Source organism: Burkholderia sp. MSMB1072, assembly GCF_001524725.1.
In the GTDB taxonomy this organism is placed as follows: domain Bacteria; phylum Pseudomonadota; class Gammaproteobacteria; order Burkholderiales; family Burkholderiaceae; genus Burkholderia.
The window spans coordinates 17,274-32,573 of sequence record NZ_LOYC01000024.1 but is presented as its reverse complement, the minus strand read 5'-3'; the positions used below and the strand labels follow the sequence as shown (position 1 = coordinate 32,573).

The 15,300-nt window shown below is 68.9% G+C and carries 14 protein-coding genes; 5 read left to right on the top strand and 9 right to left on the bottom strand.

The genetic code is table 11. The features are described from left to right. Positions 1-120: 120 nt before the first annotated feature. Positions 121-1,005 carry a LysR family transcriptional regulator gene (locus WS89_RS12365; RefSeq protein WP_059503204.1) on the top strand — a complete coding sequence of 295 codons (885 nt, stop codon included), beginning with the start codon at positions 121-123 and terminating at the stop codon, positions 1,003-1,005. Here WS89_RS12365 and eutC read toward each other — a convergent pair. From eutC to WS89_RS12345, 4 genes are all read right to left on the bottom strand, one after another. Beyond that, positions 998-1,795: an ethanolamine ammonia-lyase subunit EutC gene (gene eutC, locus WS89_RS12360; protein WP_059791242.1), complete on the bottom strand. Its 798-nt coding sequence runs from the start codon at positions 1,793-1,795 to the stop codon at positions 998-1,000. The two genes, WS89_RS12365 and eutC, sit on opposite strands and share 8 nt — an antisense overlap. Beyond that, the gene (locus WS89_RS12355; RefSeq protein ID WP_059503200.1) at positions 1,792-3,189 is read right to left on the bottom strand and encodes an ethanolamine ammonia-lyase subunit EutB; all 1,398 of its coding nucleotides are present in this window, start codon (positions 3,187-3,189) and stop codon (positions 1,792-1,794) included. The genes eutC and WS89_RS12355 overlap by 4 nt, the downstream gene beginning before the upstream one ends. A 106-nt stretch (positions 3,190-3,295) precedes the next feature. After that, positions 3,296-4,708, bottom strand: coding sequence for an ethanolamine permease (gene eat, locus WS89_RS12350; protein ID WP_059791239.1), 1,413 nt, complete (start codon positions 4,706-4,708; stop codon positions 3,296-3,298). A gap of 187 nt (positions 4,709-4,895) precedes the next feature. After that, positions 4,896-6,359 carry a mechanosensitive ion channel gene (locus tag WS89_RS12345; RefSeq protein WP_059791237.1) on the bottom strand — a complete coding sequence of 488 codons (1,464 nt, stop codon included), beginning with the start codon at positions 6,357-6,359 and terminating at the stop codon, positions 4,896-4,898. Between the two features lie 278 nt (positions 6,360-6,637). Between WS89_RS12345 and WS89_RS12340 the strand changes: the two genes are divergently transcribed. After that, positions 6,638-7,519: an AraC family transcriptional regulator gene (locus tag WS89_RS12340; RefSeq protein ID WP_059791257.1), complete on the top strand. Its 882-nt coding sequence runs from the start codon at positions 6,638-6,640 to the stop codon at positions 7,517-7,519. A 90-nt stretch (positions 7,520-7,609) separates the two neighbouring features. On the opposite strand, the gene WS89_RS12335 is transcribed toward WS89_RS12340, so the two are convergent. Then, positions 7,610-8,011: a zinc ribbon domain-containing protein gene (locus tag WS89_RS12335; RefSeq protein ID WP_059791235.1), complete on the bottom strand. Its 402-nt coding sequence runs from the start codon at positions 8,009-8,011 to the stop codon at positions 7,610-7,612. A 10-nt stretch (positions 8,012-8,021) separates the two neighbouring features. After that, positions 8,022-10,319 (bottom strand): heavy metal translocating P-type ATPase, encoded by a 2,298-nt coding sequence (locus tag WS89_RS12330; protein ID WP_257128165.1) that lies wholly within the window; start codon positions 10,317-10,319, stop codon positions 8,022-8,024. On the opposite strand from WS89_RS12330, the gene WS89_RS34630 reads away from it, so the two are divergent. The 3 genes from WS89_RS34630 (at position 10,320) to WS89_RS12320 (ending at position 11,704) form a co-directional block, all read left to right on the top strand. Next, complete coding sequence (locus WS89_RS34630) at positions 10,320-10,580, top strand: hypothetical protein (protein ID WP_257128164.1); 261 nt, start codon at positions 10,320-10,322, stop codon at positions 10,578-10,580. 51 nt (positions 10,581-10,631) lie between these two features. Beyond that, positions 10,632-11,063, top strand: a complete 432-nt coding sequence (gene cadR, locus WS89_RS12325) for a Cd(II)/Pb(II)-responsive transcriptional regulator (protein WP_027783182.1) — start codon at positions 10,632-10,634, stop codon at positions 11,061-11,063. Positions 11,064-11,131: 68 nt separating this feature from the next. Further along, positions 11,132-11,704, top strand: a complete 573-nt coding sequence (locus WS89_RS12320) for a PadR family transcriptional regulator (protein WP_059791232.1) — start codon at positions 11,132-11,134, stop codon at positions 11,702-11,704. 44 nt (positions 11,705-11,748) lie between these two features. Here the strand turns inward: WS89_RS12320 and WS89_RS12315 are convergent, their stop codons facing one another. Genes WS89_RS12315 through WS89_RS12305 form a run of 3 tightly spaced genes read right to left on the bottom strand, consistent with a single transcriptional unit; the run spans position 11,749 to position 15,198 of the window. Then, complete coding sequence (locus WS89_RS12315; RefSeq protein ID WP_059791230.1) at positions 11,749-13,179, bottom strand: FAD-binding oxidoreductase; 1,431 nt, start codon at positions 13,177-13,179, stop codon at positions 11,749-11,751. A 15-nt stretch (positions 13,180-13,194) separates the two neighbouring features. Then, positions 13,195-13,983: an ABC transporter substrate-binding protein gene (locus WS89_RS12310; RefSeq protein ID WP_059503188.1), complete on the bottom strand. Its 789-nt coding sequence runs from the start codon at positions 13,981-13,983 to the stop codon at positions 13,195-13,197. A gap of 60 nt (positions 13,984-14,043) precedes the next feature. Further along, positions 14,044-15,198, bottom strand: coding sequence for a pyridoxal phosphate-dependent aminotransferase (locus WS89_RS12305; RefSeq protein ID WP_059503186.1), 1,155 nt, complete (start codon positions 15,196-15,198; stop codon positions 14,044-14,046). Positions 15,199-15,300 lie beyond the last annotated feature (102 nt).

Below are 15,300 nucleotides of genomic sequence, written 5' to 3'. Positions count from 1 at the left end.
CGGAGCGACAGAAGATAAATCCGATTCAATCTGCGAAAAACCACGCGAAGTTCCGCATATAACGGACTAAAATTCCGCAATTCACGTGGCCGCGTGCGTCGCCGCACGCCGTTCGATTCAATGGAAAACCTCACCGGCATCGTCGCATTCGTCCGCACCGCCGAAGCGCTGAGTTTCGTCGCGGCCGGCCGCGCGCTCGGCATCTCGGCGTCGGCGGTCGGCAAGACCATCGCGAAAATGGAGCAGTCGCTCGGCGTACGGCTGTTCAACCGCACGACGCGGCGCGTGACGCTCACCGACGAGGGGCGGCATTTCTACGAGCGCTGCCAGCGCATCCTCGAGGATTTCCGCGACGCGGAGGCGACCGTGACGGCGTCCGCGCAGCGCCCGCGCGGCAAGCTGCGCGTGAGCCTGCCGGTGATCGGCTACCGCTTCCTGCTGCCGGTGCTGCCCGAATTCCGGCAGCGCTATCCGGACGTCGAACTCGATCTCGATTTCAACGACCGGATGGTCGACGTCGTCGAAGGCGGATTCGACGCGGCGATCCGCAGCGGCCCGCTGTCCGATTCGAGCCTGATGTCGCGGCGGCTCGGCCCGTTCGCGTTCGTGCTGTGCGCGACGCCCGCGTATCTCGCGCAGGCCGGCACGCCGCGCACGCCGCGCGACCTCGACGCGCACGACTGCGTGCGCTACTGCTTCCCGACCACCGGCAAGCTGCAGGACTGGGCGCTCGCGGCCGACGACGGCACGCCGCTCACGCTGCGCACCGCGATGACCTGCAACAACATGGAGGCGCTGCGCGGCGCCGTGCTCGCGGGGCTCGGCATCGGCTACATGCCCGACTTCCTCGCGCGCGACGCGCTCGAACACGGCGCGCTCGTCACCGTGCTCGACGACTACCGGATCGCGCCGGGGCAGTTCTCGATCGTGTGGCCGTCGAGCCGGCAGTTGTCGCCGAAGCTGCGCGTGTTCGTCGATTTCCTGTGCGAACGGCTGTTCAGGTAGTCGCGCCGATCCGCTCCGCTTCAGCCGGCGGCGGCAGCGCGTCGCTGTCGTCCTTCAGCCCGACGCCCGTCAGCCCTAGGCGGCGTGCATGCGTCATCAGGTAATGCAGCTTGTGCGCGGCGGCCGCGTGCGGCAGCCCTTCGGGCCGCACGTTCGAAATGCAGTTGCGCAGCGCGTCGTGACAGCCGACCTTCGGCGCCCACGTCAGGTACACGCCGAGGCTGTCCGGCGAGCTGAGCCCGGGCCGTTCGCCGATCAGCATCGCGACCACCTTCGCGCGCAGCAGCTCGCCGATCTCGTCGCCGAGCGCGACGCGCGCATGCGTCGCGACCACCACCGGGCCGATCCGCCAGCCGTCCGCGTCGAGCCGCGGCCGCACGGCCTGCAACAGCGGCAGCGCCTGCTTCGCGGCCGCGAACGCCGACAGCCCGTCGCCGACCACGAACACGACATCGGGCGCATCGTCGAGCGCCGCCCCGTAGCCGGCCAGCAGCCCGCGGCTGTCGTCGGACAGCTTGCGGCCGAGATCGGGCCGGCGCAGGTAATGATCGCGGTCCGGCGCGGCGCTCTGCACGCCGAGCGTCGGCAGCAGGCCGGCCGCCTCGATCTCGCGCCGCAGCGCGTCCACGTCGAGCGGCTGGTGCACCGCGTCGCGCGCCTGCGCATGCGACAGGTTGAAAGCCAGCAGCGGCGCGGTCGGCAGGCTGTTGCCCGCGCGGCCGAGCGCGATCCGCGCGTTCGTGAACGACTTCAGCTGCGCCCACGGGTTCTTCTCGACGGCGTCGCTCATGCGGACACCCCCATCCAGTCGTTCGCGCCCGCGAGCAGCGGCACGCGTGCCGTCGCCGCGCGCAGCGTGCCGTGCGCGTCGGCGATCTCCATCGTCTCCAGCCATTCCTCGAACTCGGGCGCACGGCGCAGGCCGAGCACCTCGCGCACGTAGAGCTGGTCGTGGAACGACGTGCTCTGGTAGTTCAGCATCACGTCGTCCGCGCCCGGAATCCCCATGATGAAGTTGATGCCGGCCGCCCCCAGCAGCGTCAGCAGCGTATCCATGTCGTCCTGGTCGGCTTCCGCGTGGTTCGTGTAGCAGATGTCGCAGCCCATCGGCACGCCGAGCAGCTTGCCGCAGAAGTGATCCTCGAGCCCCGCGCGGATGATCTGCTTGCCGTCGTACAGGTATTCGGGCCCGATGAAGCCGACCACCGTGTTCACGAGGAACGGCTCGAACTTGCGCGCGACCGCATACGCCCGCACCTCGCAGGTCTGCTGGTCGACGCCGTGGTGCGCGTTCGCCGACAGCGCGCTGCCCTGGCCCGTCTCGAAGTACATCAGGTTGTCGCCGACGGTGCCGCGCCTGAGCGACAGCGCGGCCTCGCGCGCCTCGCCGAGCAGCGCGAGCGAGATCCCGAAGCTCGCGTTCGCCTTCTCGGTGCCCGCGATCGACTGGAACACGAGGTCGACCGGCGCGCCCTTCCCGATCGCCGCGATCGTGTTGGTCACGTGCGTGAGCACGCACGATTGGGTCGGCACGCCGTAGCGTTCGCGAAAACCGTCGATCATCGCGAGCAGCTTCACGATCGCCGCGAGGCTGTCGGTCGCGGGGTTGATGCCGATCATCGCGTCGCCGCAGCCGTACATCAGCCCGTCGAGCATCGATGCGGCGATGCCCTTCACGTCGTCGGTCGGGTGGTTCGGCTGCAGCCGCACCGACATCCGGCCGGCCAGCCCGACCGTGTTGCGAAAGCGCGTGACCACGCGACGCTTGCGCGCGGCCGCGATCAGGTCCTGGTTGCGCATCAGCTTCGACACGGCCGCGACCATCTCGGGCGTGAGGCCCGGCGCGATCCGTTCGAGCGCGGCGCCGTCGGCGGCGGGCGACAGCAGCCAGTTGCGGAAATCGCCGACGGTGAGATGCGAGATGTCCGCGAACGCCTGCGCGTCGTGATCGTCGATGATGAGGCGCGTGACCTCGTCGTCTTCATACGGGATCACGGCTTCGTTCAGGAACGCCTTGAGCGGCACGCCCGCGAGCGCGATCTTCGCGGCGACGCGCTCCTCCTCGCTCGCCGCCGCGACGCCGGCGAGCTGATCGCCGGAACGCAGCGGGCTCGCCTTCGCGAGCAGCGTCTTCAGGTCCGCGAAGCGGTACGTGCGCGGACCGATCGTCTCGGTATAGGACATCGTTCGAATCTCCTTGCCAAAAGCCGACGGCGCGCCCGTTCGACGGGGCGCGCCGGATGCCGTCAGGAACGGCCTTTCATGTTCGCCTGCACCGTCGTCACCGCGTTCACTCCTTCAGCAGCGCGTCGCCGGGCGCGCTCGCGCGCTGCGCGCGGGTCGCGAGGAAGTACGCGTAGCCGAGCGCGACGAACGCGACGAACACCATCGCCACCAGCCCGTTGAAGTACACCATCGTGCCGAGGCAGACCAGCGCCGCCAGGATCGCGAATGCCGGGAAGATCGGGTACAGCGGCGCGCGGAACGGCCGCGCCATGTTCGGCTGCGAGCGGCGCAGCTTGAACAGCGACGCCATGCTGACGATATACATCACGATCGCACCGAATACCGACATCGTCACGATGTTCGCGGTGAGCGTCTGCCCGCCGAACTGGATCAGCTCGTCGCTGTAGATCGCCGCGATGCCGACCACGCCGCCCGCGAGGATCGCGCGATGCGGGGTCTTGAAGCGCGGATGCACCTTCCCGAGCCACTCCGGCAGGTAGCCTTCGCGCGCCAGCGCGAAGATCTGGCGCGAATAGCCGAGGATGATCCCGTGGAACGACGCGACGAGCCCGAACAGCCCGAGCCACACGAGCATGTGCATCCAGCCGCTGTTCGCGCCGACGATGTACTTCATCGCCTGCGGCAGCGGGTCGTTGATGTTCGCGAGCTTGGTCCAGTCGCCCGCGCCGCCGGCGAACACCATCACGCCGATCGCGAGCGCCACGAGGGTCAGGATCCCGGCCACGTATGCGATCGGAATCGAGCGCTTCGGGTTCTTCGCTTCCTCGGCGGCCATCGCGACGCCTTCGATCGCAAGGAAGAACCAGATCGCGAACGGAATCGCCGCGAACATCCCGTGGAACGCGCCCAGGCTGAAGTGATCGGCGCCCGACCAGCCGCCCTTCGTGAAATTGCTCCACGCGAAGCCCGGCGACACGACGCCCATGAACACCAGCAGCTCGAAGATCGCGAGCAGCGTGACGACGAGCTCGAAAGTCGCCGCGATCTGCACGCCGACGATGTTCAGCGCCATGAACACGAGATACGCGCCCATCGCCGCGTGTTTCGGTTCGAGCCCCGGAAACTGCACGTGCAGGTACGCGCCGATCGCGAGCGCGATCGCGGGCGGCGCGAACACGAACTCGACGAGCGTCGCCGCGCCGGCCAGATAGCCGCCGGTCGGGCCGAACGCGCGGCGCGCATACGCGAACGGGCCGCCCGCGTGCGGGATCGACGTCGTCAGCTCGGTGAAACTGAAGATGAAGGTGGTGTACATCGCCGCGACGAACAGCGCGGTGATCACGAAACCCAGCGTGCCGGCGCTCGCCCAGCCGTAGCTCCAGCCGAAGTATTCGCCGGAAATCACGAGGCCGACCGCGATGCCCCACAGTTGCCAGGTCCCGAGCGTCTGCTGCAGCGCGGGCTGGCCGGGCGACCTGGCGCCGGCGGCGGGCCGGCCATTCGACTCTGCTTTCATCGGACTCTCTCCTCAAAGGCGCCGGGCCTGCACGCCCGCGCGACTGAGAATCGATGCTAGAGAGTCATTAAACGACGTGTTATCGAAATTCGGCAAAGATCGCGGCTGACGTTTCGCTTGCGAAAACGCCAGCCGCGCGCGTGGCCGCGCCGATCCGGCCGCGCGGCGCGGGCCGGATCGGCCGTGCTTACTGGCCGCCGCCGCGCTGGTTGAACCAGCGGTCGAGCAGCTTGCCGGCCGCCTCGCGGCCGCCGAGGCCGAACGACAGCGCGACCGCCACCGCGATCGCGCCGAGCACGAGGCCGAACGCGAGCTGGACGATTTCGTTCGCGATGCCCATCGCGCGCAGCCCCATCGCGAACACGAGGCCGAGGATCGCGAATTGCGCGATGCGCGCGAACAGCACGCTGTGCTCGCGGTCGGCCTGCTCGATCACGCGGCGCGCGAGGCCCGCGAGCCACACGCCGATCACGAGGATCACGCCACCCATCAGCACGTGGCCGCCGAATTCGATGAACAGCGTGACGACGTCGCGCACCTGCGAGAAGCCGAGCCGGTTCGCGGCCTCGACCGACGCGAACAGCATCGCGAAGAACACGATCAGCCGCGCGACCAGCACCGACGGCTGCAGGATGCCCGAGAACACGCGCTCGACGCCGAGCACGGCCGGCAGCCCGTCCGCGCCGGCGGCTTCCAGCAGCTTCTGCGCGAGCGACGCGACGAAGCGCGCGAAGTAGAACGTGGCGAGCACGATCACGATCGCCGCGACGATGTCCGGCACCGCGCCGAGGAACTGGTTCAGCATGTTGGTCGCGGGAATCGAGATCGCGTCGATCTTCAGCGCGTCGAGCGCGGAGATCAGCGTCGGCACGAACACGAACACGTAGACGATCGTGCCGATCAGGCTCGACACGCGCACGGGCGTCGGGCTGTCGATCCCTTGCGTGAGGCGGTCGGCGCCGGCGGCCACCAGCAGGTTCGTCACGAGGCCGCGCAGCACGCGCGCGACGATCCAGCCGACGAAGCCGATCACCGCGGCCGCGAAGAGGTTCGGCACGATCGCGAGCAGCTTGTCGACCATCCCCTGCACCGGCGAGAGCAGGCCCGACAGCGCGAACGACGCGAGGATCGCCGGCAGGAACATCAGGATCACGAGCCAGAACAGCACGTCGCCGAGATAGCCGCTCATCGGCTGCATGCCGGCGCCTTCGGCCAGCTTGTCGTCGATCTTGCTCGCCTTCAGCGCGCGGTTCGCGAGGCTGCGCAGCAGCGACGCGATCAGCCACGCGATCAGCGTCAGCGCCGCGCCGCCGATCAGGTTCGGCAGGTAGTTGACGATGTGCGTGACGAGCAGCGAGAACGGATTGGAGACCGCGTACAGGTTGAGCACGTTGAAAATGCCCACCGCGGTGACGAGCAGCACGAGCCAGAACAGGCCGCCGGCGATGATGCGTTCGACGCACGCGCCCTGGCCGGTACTTTCGTTGATCCGCTGATCGACCTTCAGTGCGTTGAGCAGGCGCAGCGCGCCGGCCCGCACCGCCACGGCGATCAGCCAGCCGATCACCAGGATGCCGATCGCGCCGGCGATCTTCGGCAGGTATCCGCCTAGCGTGGTCTGCAGCGACGTGATGAAGCTGGAAGCATCCATTTCTTCTTCTCCCGAAAACGTGGTGGTGCGATTGAACATCGACGAACGACCTGCGTACTTCGAAAAAGCGTGCTGCCCCGTCCGAGCAACTTACCCGAGAAAAATGACGCAATCATCCGATTTCACCGTCTTTAACTTTAGTTCTAGATTGCAGGAGGGCAAGACCCTATTTCGATGAAATAGAAAGGGGGACGGACTCCGGACCGCTACGCATTTCCGCAAGATTTGTCCGTTCGGGCCGTGCTACCGTGGCGTCGGTTCTTGCCCCGGACACGCCGATGCCCCCAGCCGAAACGAAGACCGAGCCGCCCGCGTGGGTCCGCTACGCAGCGAGCGTGGCGCGCGTTCACGCGTACATCGGCGCGCATCTCGACGGCCCGCTCGATCTGAACCGGCTTGCGGAAATCGCGTGCCTGTCGCCGTATCACTGGCAGCGCGTCTATCGCGCGCTGTACGGCGAGTCGATCGTGTCGACGGTGCGGCGGATGCGGATCGTGCGGGCGTCCGAGGATCTGGTCTGCACCGTGCGGCCGCTCGACGAGATCGCGCGGCGCGCGGGCTACGGTTCGACGCACGCGTTCGCGCGGGCGTTTCGCGACGTGTACGGCGTGCTGCCCGCGCAGCACCGGCGCACCGGCCACCACCGGCCGATTTATCCCCTGCAGCGAGGAGAGGAAGACATGTTCAAGCACGAGGTCGAAATCCGGCGCCTGCCGGCACTGCGCGGCTACGCGGTGACGCACACCGGTGCGTATATGAAAGTGGGCGACGCGTTCGGACGCATCGGCGCGTGGGCCGGGCAGCACGGGCTGATCGGCCCGGGCGCGAAGATGATCGGGATTTTCTACGACGATCCGGACACGACGCCCGAAGCGCAGTTGCGCGCGAAAGCGTGCTGGATGCCGGCCGACGGCGCGCCGGACGTGGCGCCCGCGCCGCTGGTCGAGCGGGTGACGATCGCCGGCGGCGAATACGCGGTGCTGCTGCATACCGGGCCGTATGCGGACCTGAAGACGGCCTACCAGTGGCTCTACGGCGACTGGCTGCGTCACTCGGGCCGCGAGGCCGCCGATGCACCGCCGTTCGAGCTGTACCTCAATACGCCGATGGACACGGCGCCGGCCGACCTGCTCACCGAAATTCACCTGCCGCTGCGCTGAGCGACGGGCCGGTGCGTTTCGTTCGCCGGCCGTCGAATGAAACGCGCCGGCCCGTGCGTATGCGCGGCCGGCGCGAACTCGCGGAGAGGCTTAAGCCGCCTGCGTCCCGCAACCGGGACAGAACCGCGCGTCGGTCGCCAACGCCGCATGGCAGCGGCTGCAGGCCTTGCCGCGTTGCGCCGCGCCGCACTGCGCGCAGAAGCGTGCATCGGCTGCGTTGAGTGCGCCGCAGCCCGCGCAGGCAAGCTGGCTCAGCGGCACGTTGCCACCCTGGCCGCCTCGCCCGCCACGGGTATCGGCCGGCGCCTGCCAGCCCCAGCCGTGGCGATCGCGGCCGCGCGCATCGTGGCCGCCATGGCCGCCCTGGCGCGACCCGCCGTGATATCCGCCGTGATGCCCGCTACCGGGGCCGCCGGGGCTGCCCTCACCCTGGTTACCGCCGTGGCCGTGGCCGCCGCCGTGGCCGCCGAAAATCCGTTTCAGAAAGCCCATCGCCCGCTCCTCAACGCGCGGCCCGGGCGCTGCCGAACGCCCCTGAGGACGACAGCAGCCGCAAGCCGTTGGCCACGACGAGCAGGCTCGCGCCCGCGTCGGCGAAGACCGCCATCCACATCGTGCCGAGCCCCGCGACCGTCAGGCCGAGGAACACGACCTTCACGCCGAGCGCGAAGCCGATGTTCTGCACCAGCACGCGGTGCGTCGCGCGCGACAGCCGCACGAACGCGGGAATCTTGCGCAGGTCGTCGTCCATCAACGCGACGTCGGCCGTCTCGATCGCCGTGTCGGTACCCATCGCGCCCATCGCGAAGCCGATGTCGGCGCGCGCGAGCGCCGGCGCGTCGTTGATCCCGTCGCCGACCATCCCGACCGCGCCCGCGCCGCCCGCCGACAGTTCCTCGACCGCCGCGAGCTTGTCTTCCGGCAACTGGTTGCCGCGCGCGTCGTCGATGCCGGCCTGCCGGGCGATCGCCTGAGCGGTATGCGGGTTGTCGCCCGTCAGCATCGCGGTGCGGATGCCGAGCGCATGCAGATCGGCAATCGCGTCGCGGCTCGTGTCCTTGATCGTGTCGGCCACCGCGAAGAGGCCGAGCACGCGCGTGTCGTCGACCAGCACGACGACGCTCTTGCCCTGCCGCTCCAGCGCGTCGAGCTTCGCCTCCAGCGCCGCCGAGCAGCGCCCGAGTTCCTCGACGAGCCGGTGATTGCCGAGCCAGTAGCGCGTGCCGTCGATCGTGCCGCGCACGCCGCGCCCGACGATCGCTTCGAAGTCCTGCACGTCGGCGAATGCCGTCGTGCCGGCGTCGCGGGCCGCGGCGGCGAGCGCCTGCGACACCGGGTGATCGGAGCGCGCGGCGAGGCTCGCGCCGAGGTGCCGCACGCGCGCCGCATCGGCGCCGTCCGCATGCACGTCGAAGTCGGTCTGCACCGGCTTGCCGTGCGTGATCGTGCCGGTCTTGTCGAGCGCGAGCCACGCGAGCTTGCGCCCTTCTTCCAGATAGACGCCGCCCTTCACGAGAATCCCGCGCCGCGCGGCGGCCGCGAGGCCCGACACGATCGTCACCGGCGTCGAGATCACCAGCGCGCACGGGCACGCGATCACGAGCAGCACGAGCGCGCGGTAGATCCAGTCGTGCCACGCGCCGCCCATCACGAGCGGCGGCACCACCGCGACCAGCAGCGCGACCGCGAACACGATCGGCGTGTAGACGCGTGCGAACTGGTCGACGAAGCGCTGCGTCGGCGCCTTCGCGCCCTGCGCTTCCTCGACCGCGTGGATGATCCGCGCGAGCGTCGAGTTGGCCGCAACGGCCGTCACGCGGTATTCGAACGAGCCCGATTCGTTGATCGTGCCCGCGTACACCGCGTCGCCGGTCGTCTTTTCGACGGGCAGGCTCTCGCCGGTGATCGGCGCCTGGTTGACCGTCGAGCGGCCCGCGACGACTTCGCCGTCCAGTCCGATCCGCTCGCCCGGCTTCACGCGCACCACCGCGCCGAGCGCGACCTGCGCGGCCTCGATCGTGCGCCACGCGCCGTCGGCCTGCCGCACGGTCGCCGTATCCGGCGCGAGCCGCATCAAGCCCTGGATCGCATTGCGCGCACGGTCGAGCGACTTCGCCTCGATCAGCTCGGCGATCGTGAACAGCACCATCACCATCGCGGCTTCCGGCCACTGGCCGATCGCCATCGCGCCCGTCACCGCGATGCTCATCAGCGCGTTGATGTTCAGGTTGCCGTTGCGGATCGCGATCCAGCCCTTCTTGTACGTGGTGAGCCCGCACGCGAGCACCGCGGCCAGCGCGAGCGCCGCCGACAGCCACACCGGCAGCCCGGCCCAGGTCGCGCCTTCGGACGCGAGCGCGGCGACGCCGGCGAGCGCCAGCGGCCACCACGGCTTCGCGGGCGCGACGGCGGCGCGCGCCGCCGGGGCGCCGGCCGTGGCGGCCTCCGGCGTCATGCCGAGCGTGCGGATCGCGCCTTCGATCGCCGGCTGCGCACCGGGCACGTGCTCGACGGTCAGCATCCGCTGCATCAGGTTGAATTCGAGCGCCGACACTTCGCGCATCCCGCCGAGCTTCTTGCGGATCAGCGTTTCCTCGGTCGGGCAGTCCATCTGCATGATCCGGAACGCGGAGCGCACGTGGCCCGACGCGGTCGCCTGCGCGACCGGCAGCGGCGCAAGCGTCAGCGAGGCCGGCGCGCAGCATGCGCCGGCCGCGTGGTCGTGGTCGTGGTCGTGGTCGTGGTCGTGGTCGGCATGGTCATGCGCGGCGGGGTCGTGCGAGCACGTGGCGCCGTGCACATGCTCGTCGTCGCCGGCATGGTCGTGATCGTGGTCGTCACCCGCCTCGCCGCGTGCTGCGTGAGCGTGCGCGTGGCCGCGGTCGTGGTCATGGCCGTGTGCGCGCTCGCCAGCCGCCGGCGCCGCGTCGGCAACGGTCGCCGTCTGCGTGTCGCACGAATCGGCGCAGCAGGCATCGGCGCCGTCGGCCTGACGGTGTCGTGGGTCGTGGGGACGCTGGGCGTCGGTCATGACAACCTCCTTTGTGGCTTGACGGTGTAGAGTTAACACCCTGAAGCCACTACAAGGTCAACCCTTGCACGGGAGAAAGGCATGAAGATTGGCGAACTGGCCAAAGCGGCCCGCTGCACCCCCGAGACGATCCGTTTCTACGAGAAAGAGGGGCTGATGCCGGACGCGGAGCGCACCGATTCGAACTACCGCAACTACACCGACGTGCACGTCGAACGGCTGCGCTTCATCCGCAACTGCCGCGCGCTCGACATGGCGCACGACGAAATCCGTGCGCTGCTGCAACTCACCGACACGCCGGCCGATCGCTGCGATTCGATCAATTCGCTGCTCGACGATCACATCGGGCACGTCGATGCGCGCCTCGCGGAATTGACGCATCTGCGCGACCAGCTCACCGAATTGCGCCGCCGTTGCGTCGGCGAGCATTCGGTCGAGGATTGCGGAATCGTGCACGGCCTCGCGACGATGGAAACCGTCGCGCCCGCCGCGAAGCGCTCGCACCTCGGCTGAAATCCTTGTCAAACAAGATACTCTGATTAAGAATAGTTATATTCTTACTAGATATATTTTAACTATTCATGTTTACGAGCCGCCCGTCCCCGCTCGCGCTGGCCGTCCTTGCGACGCTCACCGAAACGCCGATGCATCCGTACGGGATGCTGCAGCAACTGAAGGCCCGCGGATACGACGAAGTCGTCAACGTGCGGCAGCGTACGAGCCTGTACCAGACGATCGACCGGCTGTTGCGCGACGGGCTGATCGCCGTGCACGACACCGAGCGCGACGGCGCGTTTCCGGAGCGCACGCTGTATGCGCTGACCGAAGCCGGGCACACGGCCGGGCAAGCGTGGTTGCATACGCTGCTCGCGGAGCCCGCGCGTGAATTCCCGGCGTTCGGCGCCGGCCTCGCGTTCCTGCCGTTGCTCGACGCGGAAGATGCGCGCCATCAGCTCGAACTGCGAATCGCACGGCTCGACGCCGAGCGCGAGCGGCTGGAAGCGCTGCGCGCCACCGCGCAGGCCGGCCAGGTGCCGCGCCTGTTCCTGCTGCACAACGAACATGCGCTCGTGCTGCTCAATGCGGAACTCGACTGGGCGCGCAGCGTGGTCGAACACCTGAAGATCGGCGCGCTGCGCTGGGTGGACGGCTGACGCGTCGCGCCGGCCGCTTCCCGTCGGCAACGGGAATCGCCCCGTCAAAGCACCTTGCCGGGATTCAGGATCCCGCGCGGGTCCAGCGCGGCCTTCAGGCGCCGCATCAGCCCGATTTCCGCGTCGCTGCGCGTGTGCGCGAGATAAGGCCGCTTGAGCACGCCGATCCCGTGCTCGGCCGACACCGAGCCGCCCATGTCGCGCACCACCGCATACACGCAGTCGTCGATCGCATCGGCGTGCGCGTCGGTCATCCCGGCCAGCGACACGCCGATATGCACGTTGCCGTCGCCGACATGGCCGAAGAACAGGCACGTGAGCGCCGGCCAGCGCGCCCGCAACGCCGCCTCGCAGCGTTCGGCGAACGCGCCGAGTTCGCCCGTCGGCAGACTCACGTCGAAGTTGACGAGATGGGGCAGCGCATCGATCGCAAGGCCTTCGCGCAGCGTCCACAAATCGCGCGCCTGCCGCTCGGAGCTCGCGAGTACCGCATCGTCGACGAGCGCCGCATCGAACCCCTCGGCCAGCGCCGTTTCGAGCGCATGGCGCGCATCGCCGCCCGGCGCGCTCGTCGCGCATTCGATCAGCACCGCGAAACCGCCGTCACCGATGAACGGCGCCGACACGCCCGGCGTATGACGCGCGACGTAGTCGTAGAACGCCGGCCACATCGCCTCGAAGCTGACGACCTCCGGCAGCGCGCGCACGCGGTTCCACAGCCCGACCACCGCATCGTAGTCGCGCACGCGGCAGAGCGCCGTGGCCGGCGCCGCGAGCAACGGATGCAGCCGCAGCACCGCGCGCGTGACGACGCCGAGCGTCCCTTCGCTGCCGACGAACAGTTGCTTCAGGTCGTAGCCCGCGTTGTTCTTCAGCATCCGGTTCATCGACGACACGACCGTGCCGTCCGCGAGCACGACCTCGAGCCCGAGCACCTGCTCGCGCATCATCCCGTAGCGGATCGCGCGCGTCCCGCCCGCATTGGTCGCGAGCATGCCGCCAATCTGGCACGAGCCGCGCGCACCGAGATCGACGCCGAACGTGAAGCCCGCCGCTTGCGCGGCGTCCTGCACCGTCTGCAGCGGCGTGCCAGCGCGCACGGTAATCGTGCCGGCCGCCGCGTCGAGCGCCTCGATCCCGGCGAAGCGCTCCATCGACAGCACGACCTCGCCGCCCAGCGCGACCGCGCCGCGCGCGAGCCCCGTCAGCCCGCCTTGCGGCACGACCGGCTGGCCGAGCCCCGTGCACACCGCGAGCGTGCGCGACACGTCGTCGACGCTGCGCGGGCGCACCAGCGCACGCGGCCGCACGCCGGCCGGCTCGTTGTACGCGGTGAAGTAACGCGGATCGATATCGGCTGCGCGCGTGACGAGCGCATCGCCCAGTTCGGCGGCGAGCACGGCATCGACGGCATCGTCCGGCTGCGGCATGCCGTCCGGTTCGCGGCCCGCCGCGCTCGGGTTCGGGGTGGGCATCGTGCGCGGCCCCGCTTACTTCGTCGAAATGTCGATATCGCCGAAATACTTCAGGCCGAGCGACTTCACCGTGCCGTCCGCCTTCAGTTTGTCGATCGCCGCGTCGAGCTTCGCCTTCAGCGCATCGTCGCCCTTGCGCAGGCCGAACGCGATGCCGCTGCCGAGAATCTTGTCGTCGTGCACCGGCTGCCCGACGAACGAGAAGCCCTTGCCGTCCGGGCGCGACAGGAAGCCGCGCTGGCCGGACGGCGCGAGCACGAGCGTCGCGTCGAGGCGGCCCGCGACCAGATCCGCATACGCCTGGTTCTGGTCCTGGTACGCGACGACGGCGACGCCGGCCGGCTCCCAGTGCGCCTTCGCGAAGGTTTCCTGGATCGACGCCTGCAGCACGCCCACGCGCTTGCCCTTGAGCGACTCCGGCGTCGGCAGCAGGCCGCTGCCGGTGCGCGCGATCAGTTGGGTCGGCACGCGATAGATGATCGTCGTGAAATCGATCGCCTGGCGCCGTTGCTCGGTGGCGTTCATCGCCGAGTTGATCGCGTCGAACTTGCGGCCCTTCAGCGCCGGAATCAGCCCGTCGAACGAGGTCTCGACCCATTTGCACGACAGCTTCGCCGTCTGGCAGACGGCATTGCCGACGTCGATGTCGAAGCCCTGCAGGTCGCCGTTCGGCGCCTTCGATTCGAACGGCGGGTATTGCGCTTCGAGGCCGAAACGCAACGTCGGCGCATCGGCGAACGCCGCGCCGGAGCCGATTGCGCACGCGAGTGCGAACGCGAGTTTCAGGGTGGCCGTGTGCTTCATCGTGATCTCCTGTGTCTGGTCGATGCGGGACGCCCGTCGCCGGATGCCCGTCCCCATTTTTTACAGCGAACGCAGCCGCCGCGCGCCTTCGACCAGCGTCGCGTCGTCCTTCGAAAAACTGAGCCGGATCACGCCGGCATCGGTGCCGTCGGTATAGAACGCCGACAGCGGAATCGTCGCGACACGCGCGTCGCGGATCAGGCGCAGCACGAAATCGCTGTCGCTTTCATCCGAGAAGTGGCGAAAGCGCGCGAGCATGAAGAACGAGCCTTCGCTCGGCAGCAGCTCGAAACGCGAATCGGCCAGCTCGCGCGCGAGCAGGTCGCGCTTGGCCTGGTAGAACGCCGACAGGCCGAGATAGCTGTCCGGCCGCGCGAGAATCTCCGCGAACGCGACCTGCATCGGCGTGTCGGCCGAGAACACCATGAACTGGTGCACCTTGCGGATCTCGTCCATCAGCTCGGCCGGCGCGAGGCAATGGCCGACGCGCCAGCCGGTCACGTGGAACGACTTGCCGAACGACGACACGATCACGCTGCGCTCGGCCAGCTCGCGGTGGCGCGCGACGCTCTGGTGTCGCGCGCCGTCGAACACGACGTGCTCGTAGACTTCGTCGGACAGCACCACGATGCCCGTGTCGCGCGTGATCTGCGCGAGCCGCTCGAGATCGTCGGCGGAGAACACCGTCGCGGTCGGGTTGTGCGGCGTGTTGACGATGATCATCCGCGTGCGCGGCGTGACGGCCGCGGCCACCTCGTCCCAGTTCACGCGAAAATGCGCGGGCGACAGCTTGATCGCGACCGGCGTCGCCCCCTGCAACCGCACGATCGGCGCATAGCTGTCGAACGACGGCTCGAAATAGATGACCTCGTCGCCGGGATGCACGAGCGCGCTGATCGCCGCATAAAGCCCTTCGCTCGCGCTCGCGATCACCGTGATCTCGGTGGCCGGGTCGTAGCGCGCGCCGTACAGCGCCTCGGTCTTCTCGGCGAGCCGCTCGCGCAGCGCGATCACGCCGGCCATCGGCGCGTACTGGTTGTGGCCGTCGCGCATCGCGCGCGCGACGCCTTCGACGAGCGCCGGATCGGGCGCGAAATTGGGGGCGCCCTGCGACAGGTTCAACGCGTCGTGTTGAGCAGCCAGTTGGCCGATCACCGTGAAGATCGTCGTCCCGACGTCGGGCAGTTTCGAACGGGGCGCGGTGGCGCTTCGCATGACTCCTCCTCCTGATGTCCTTCGGGCGGGCCGCGCCATGTGCGGGCCTGCATCTGCCGCATGATTTAGCCCCAGCCAATATCGATGGACAATCGAAAGTTC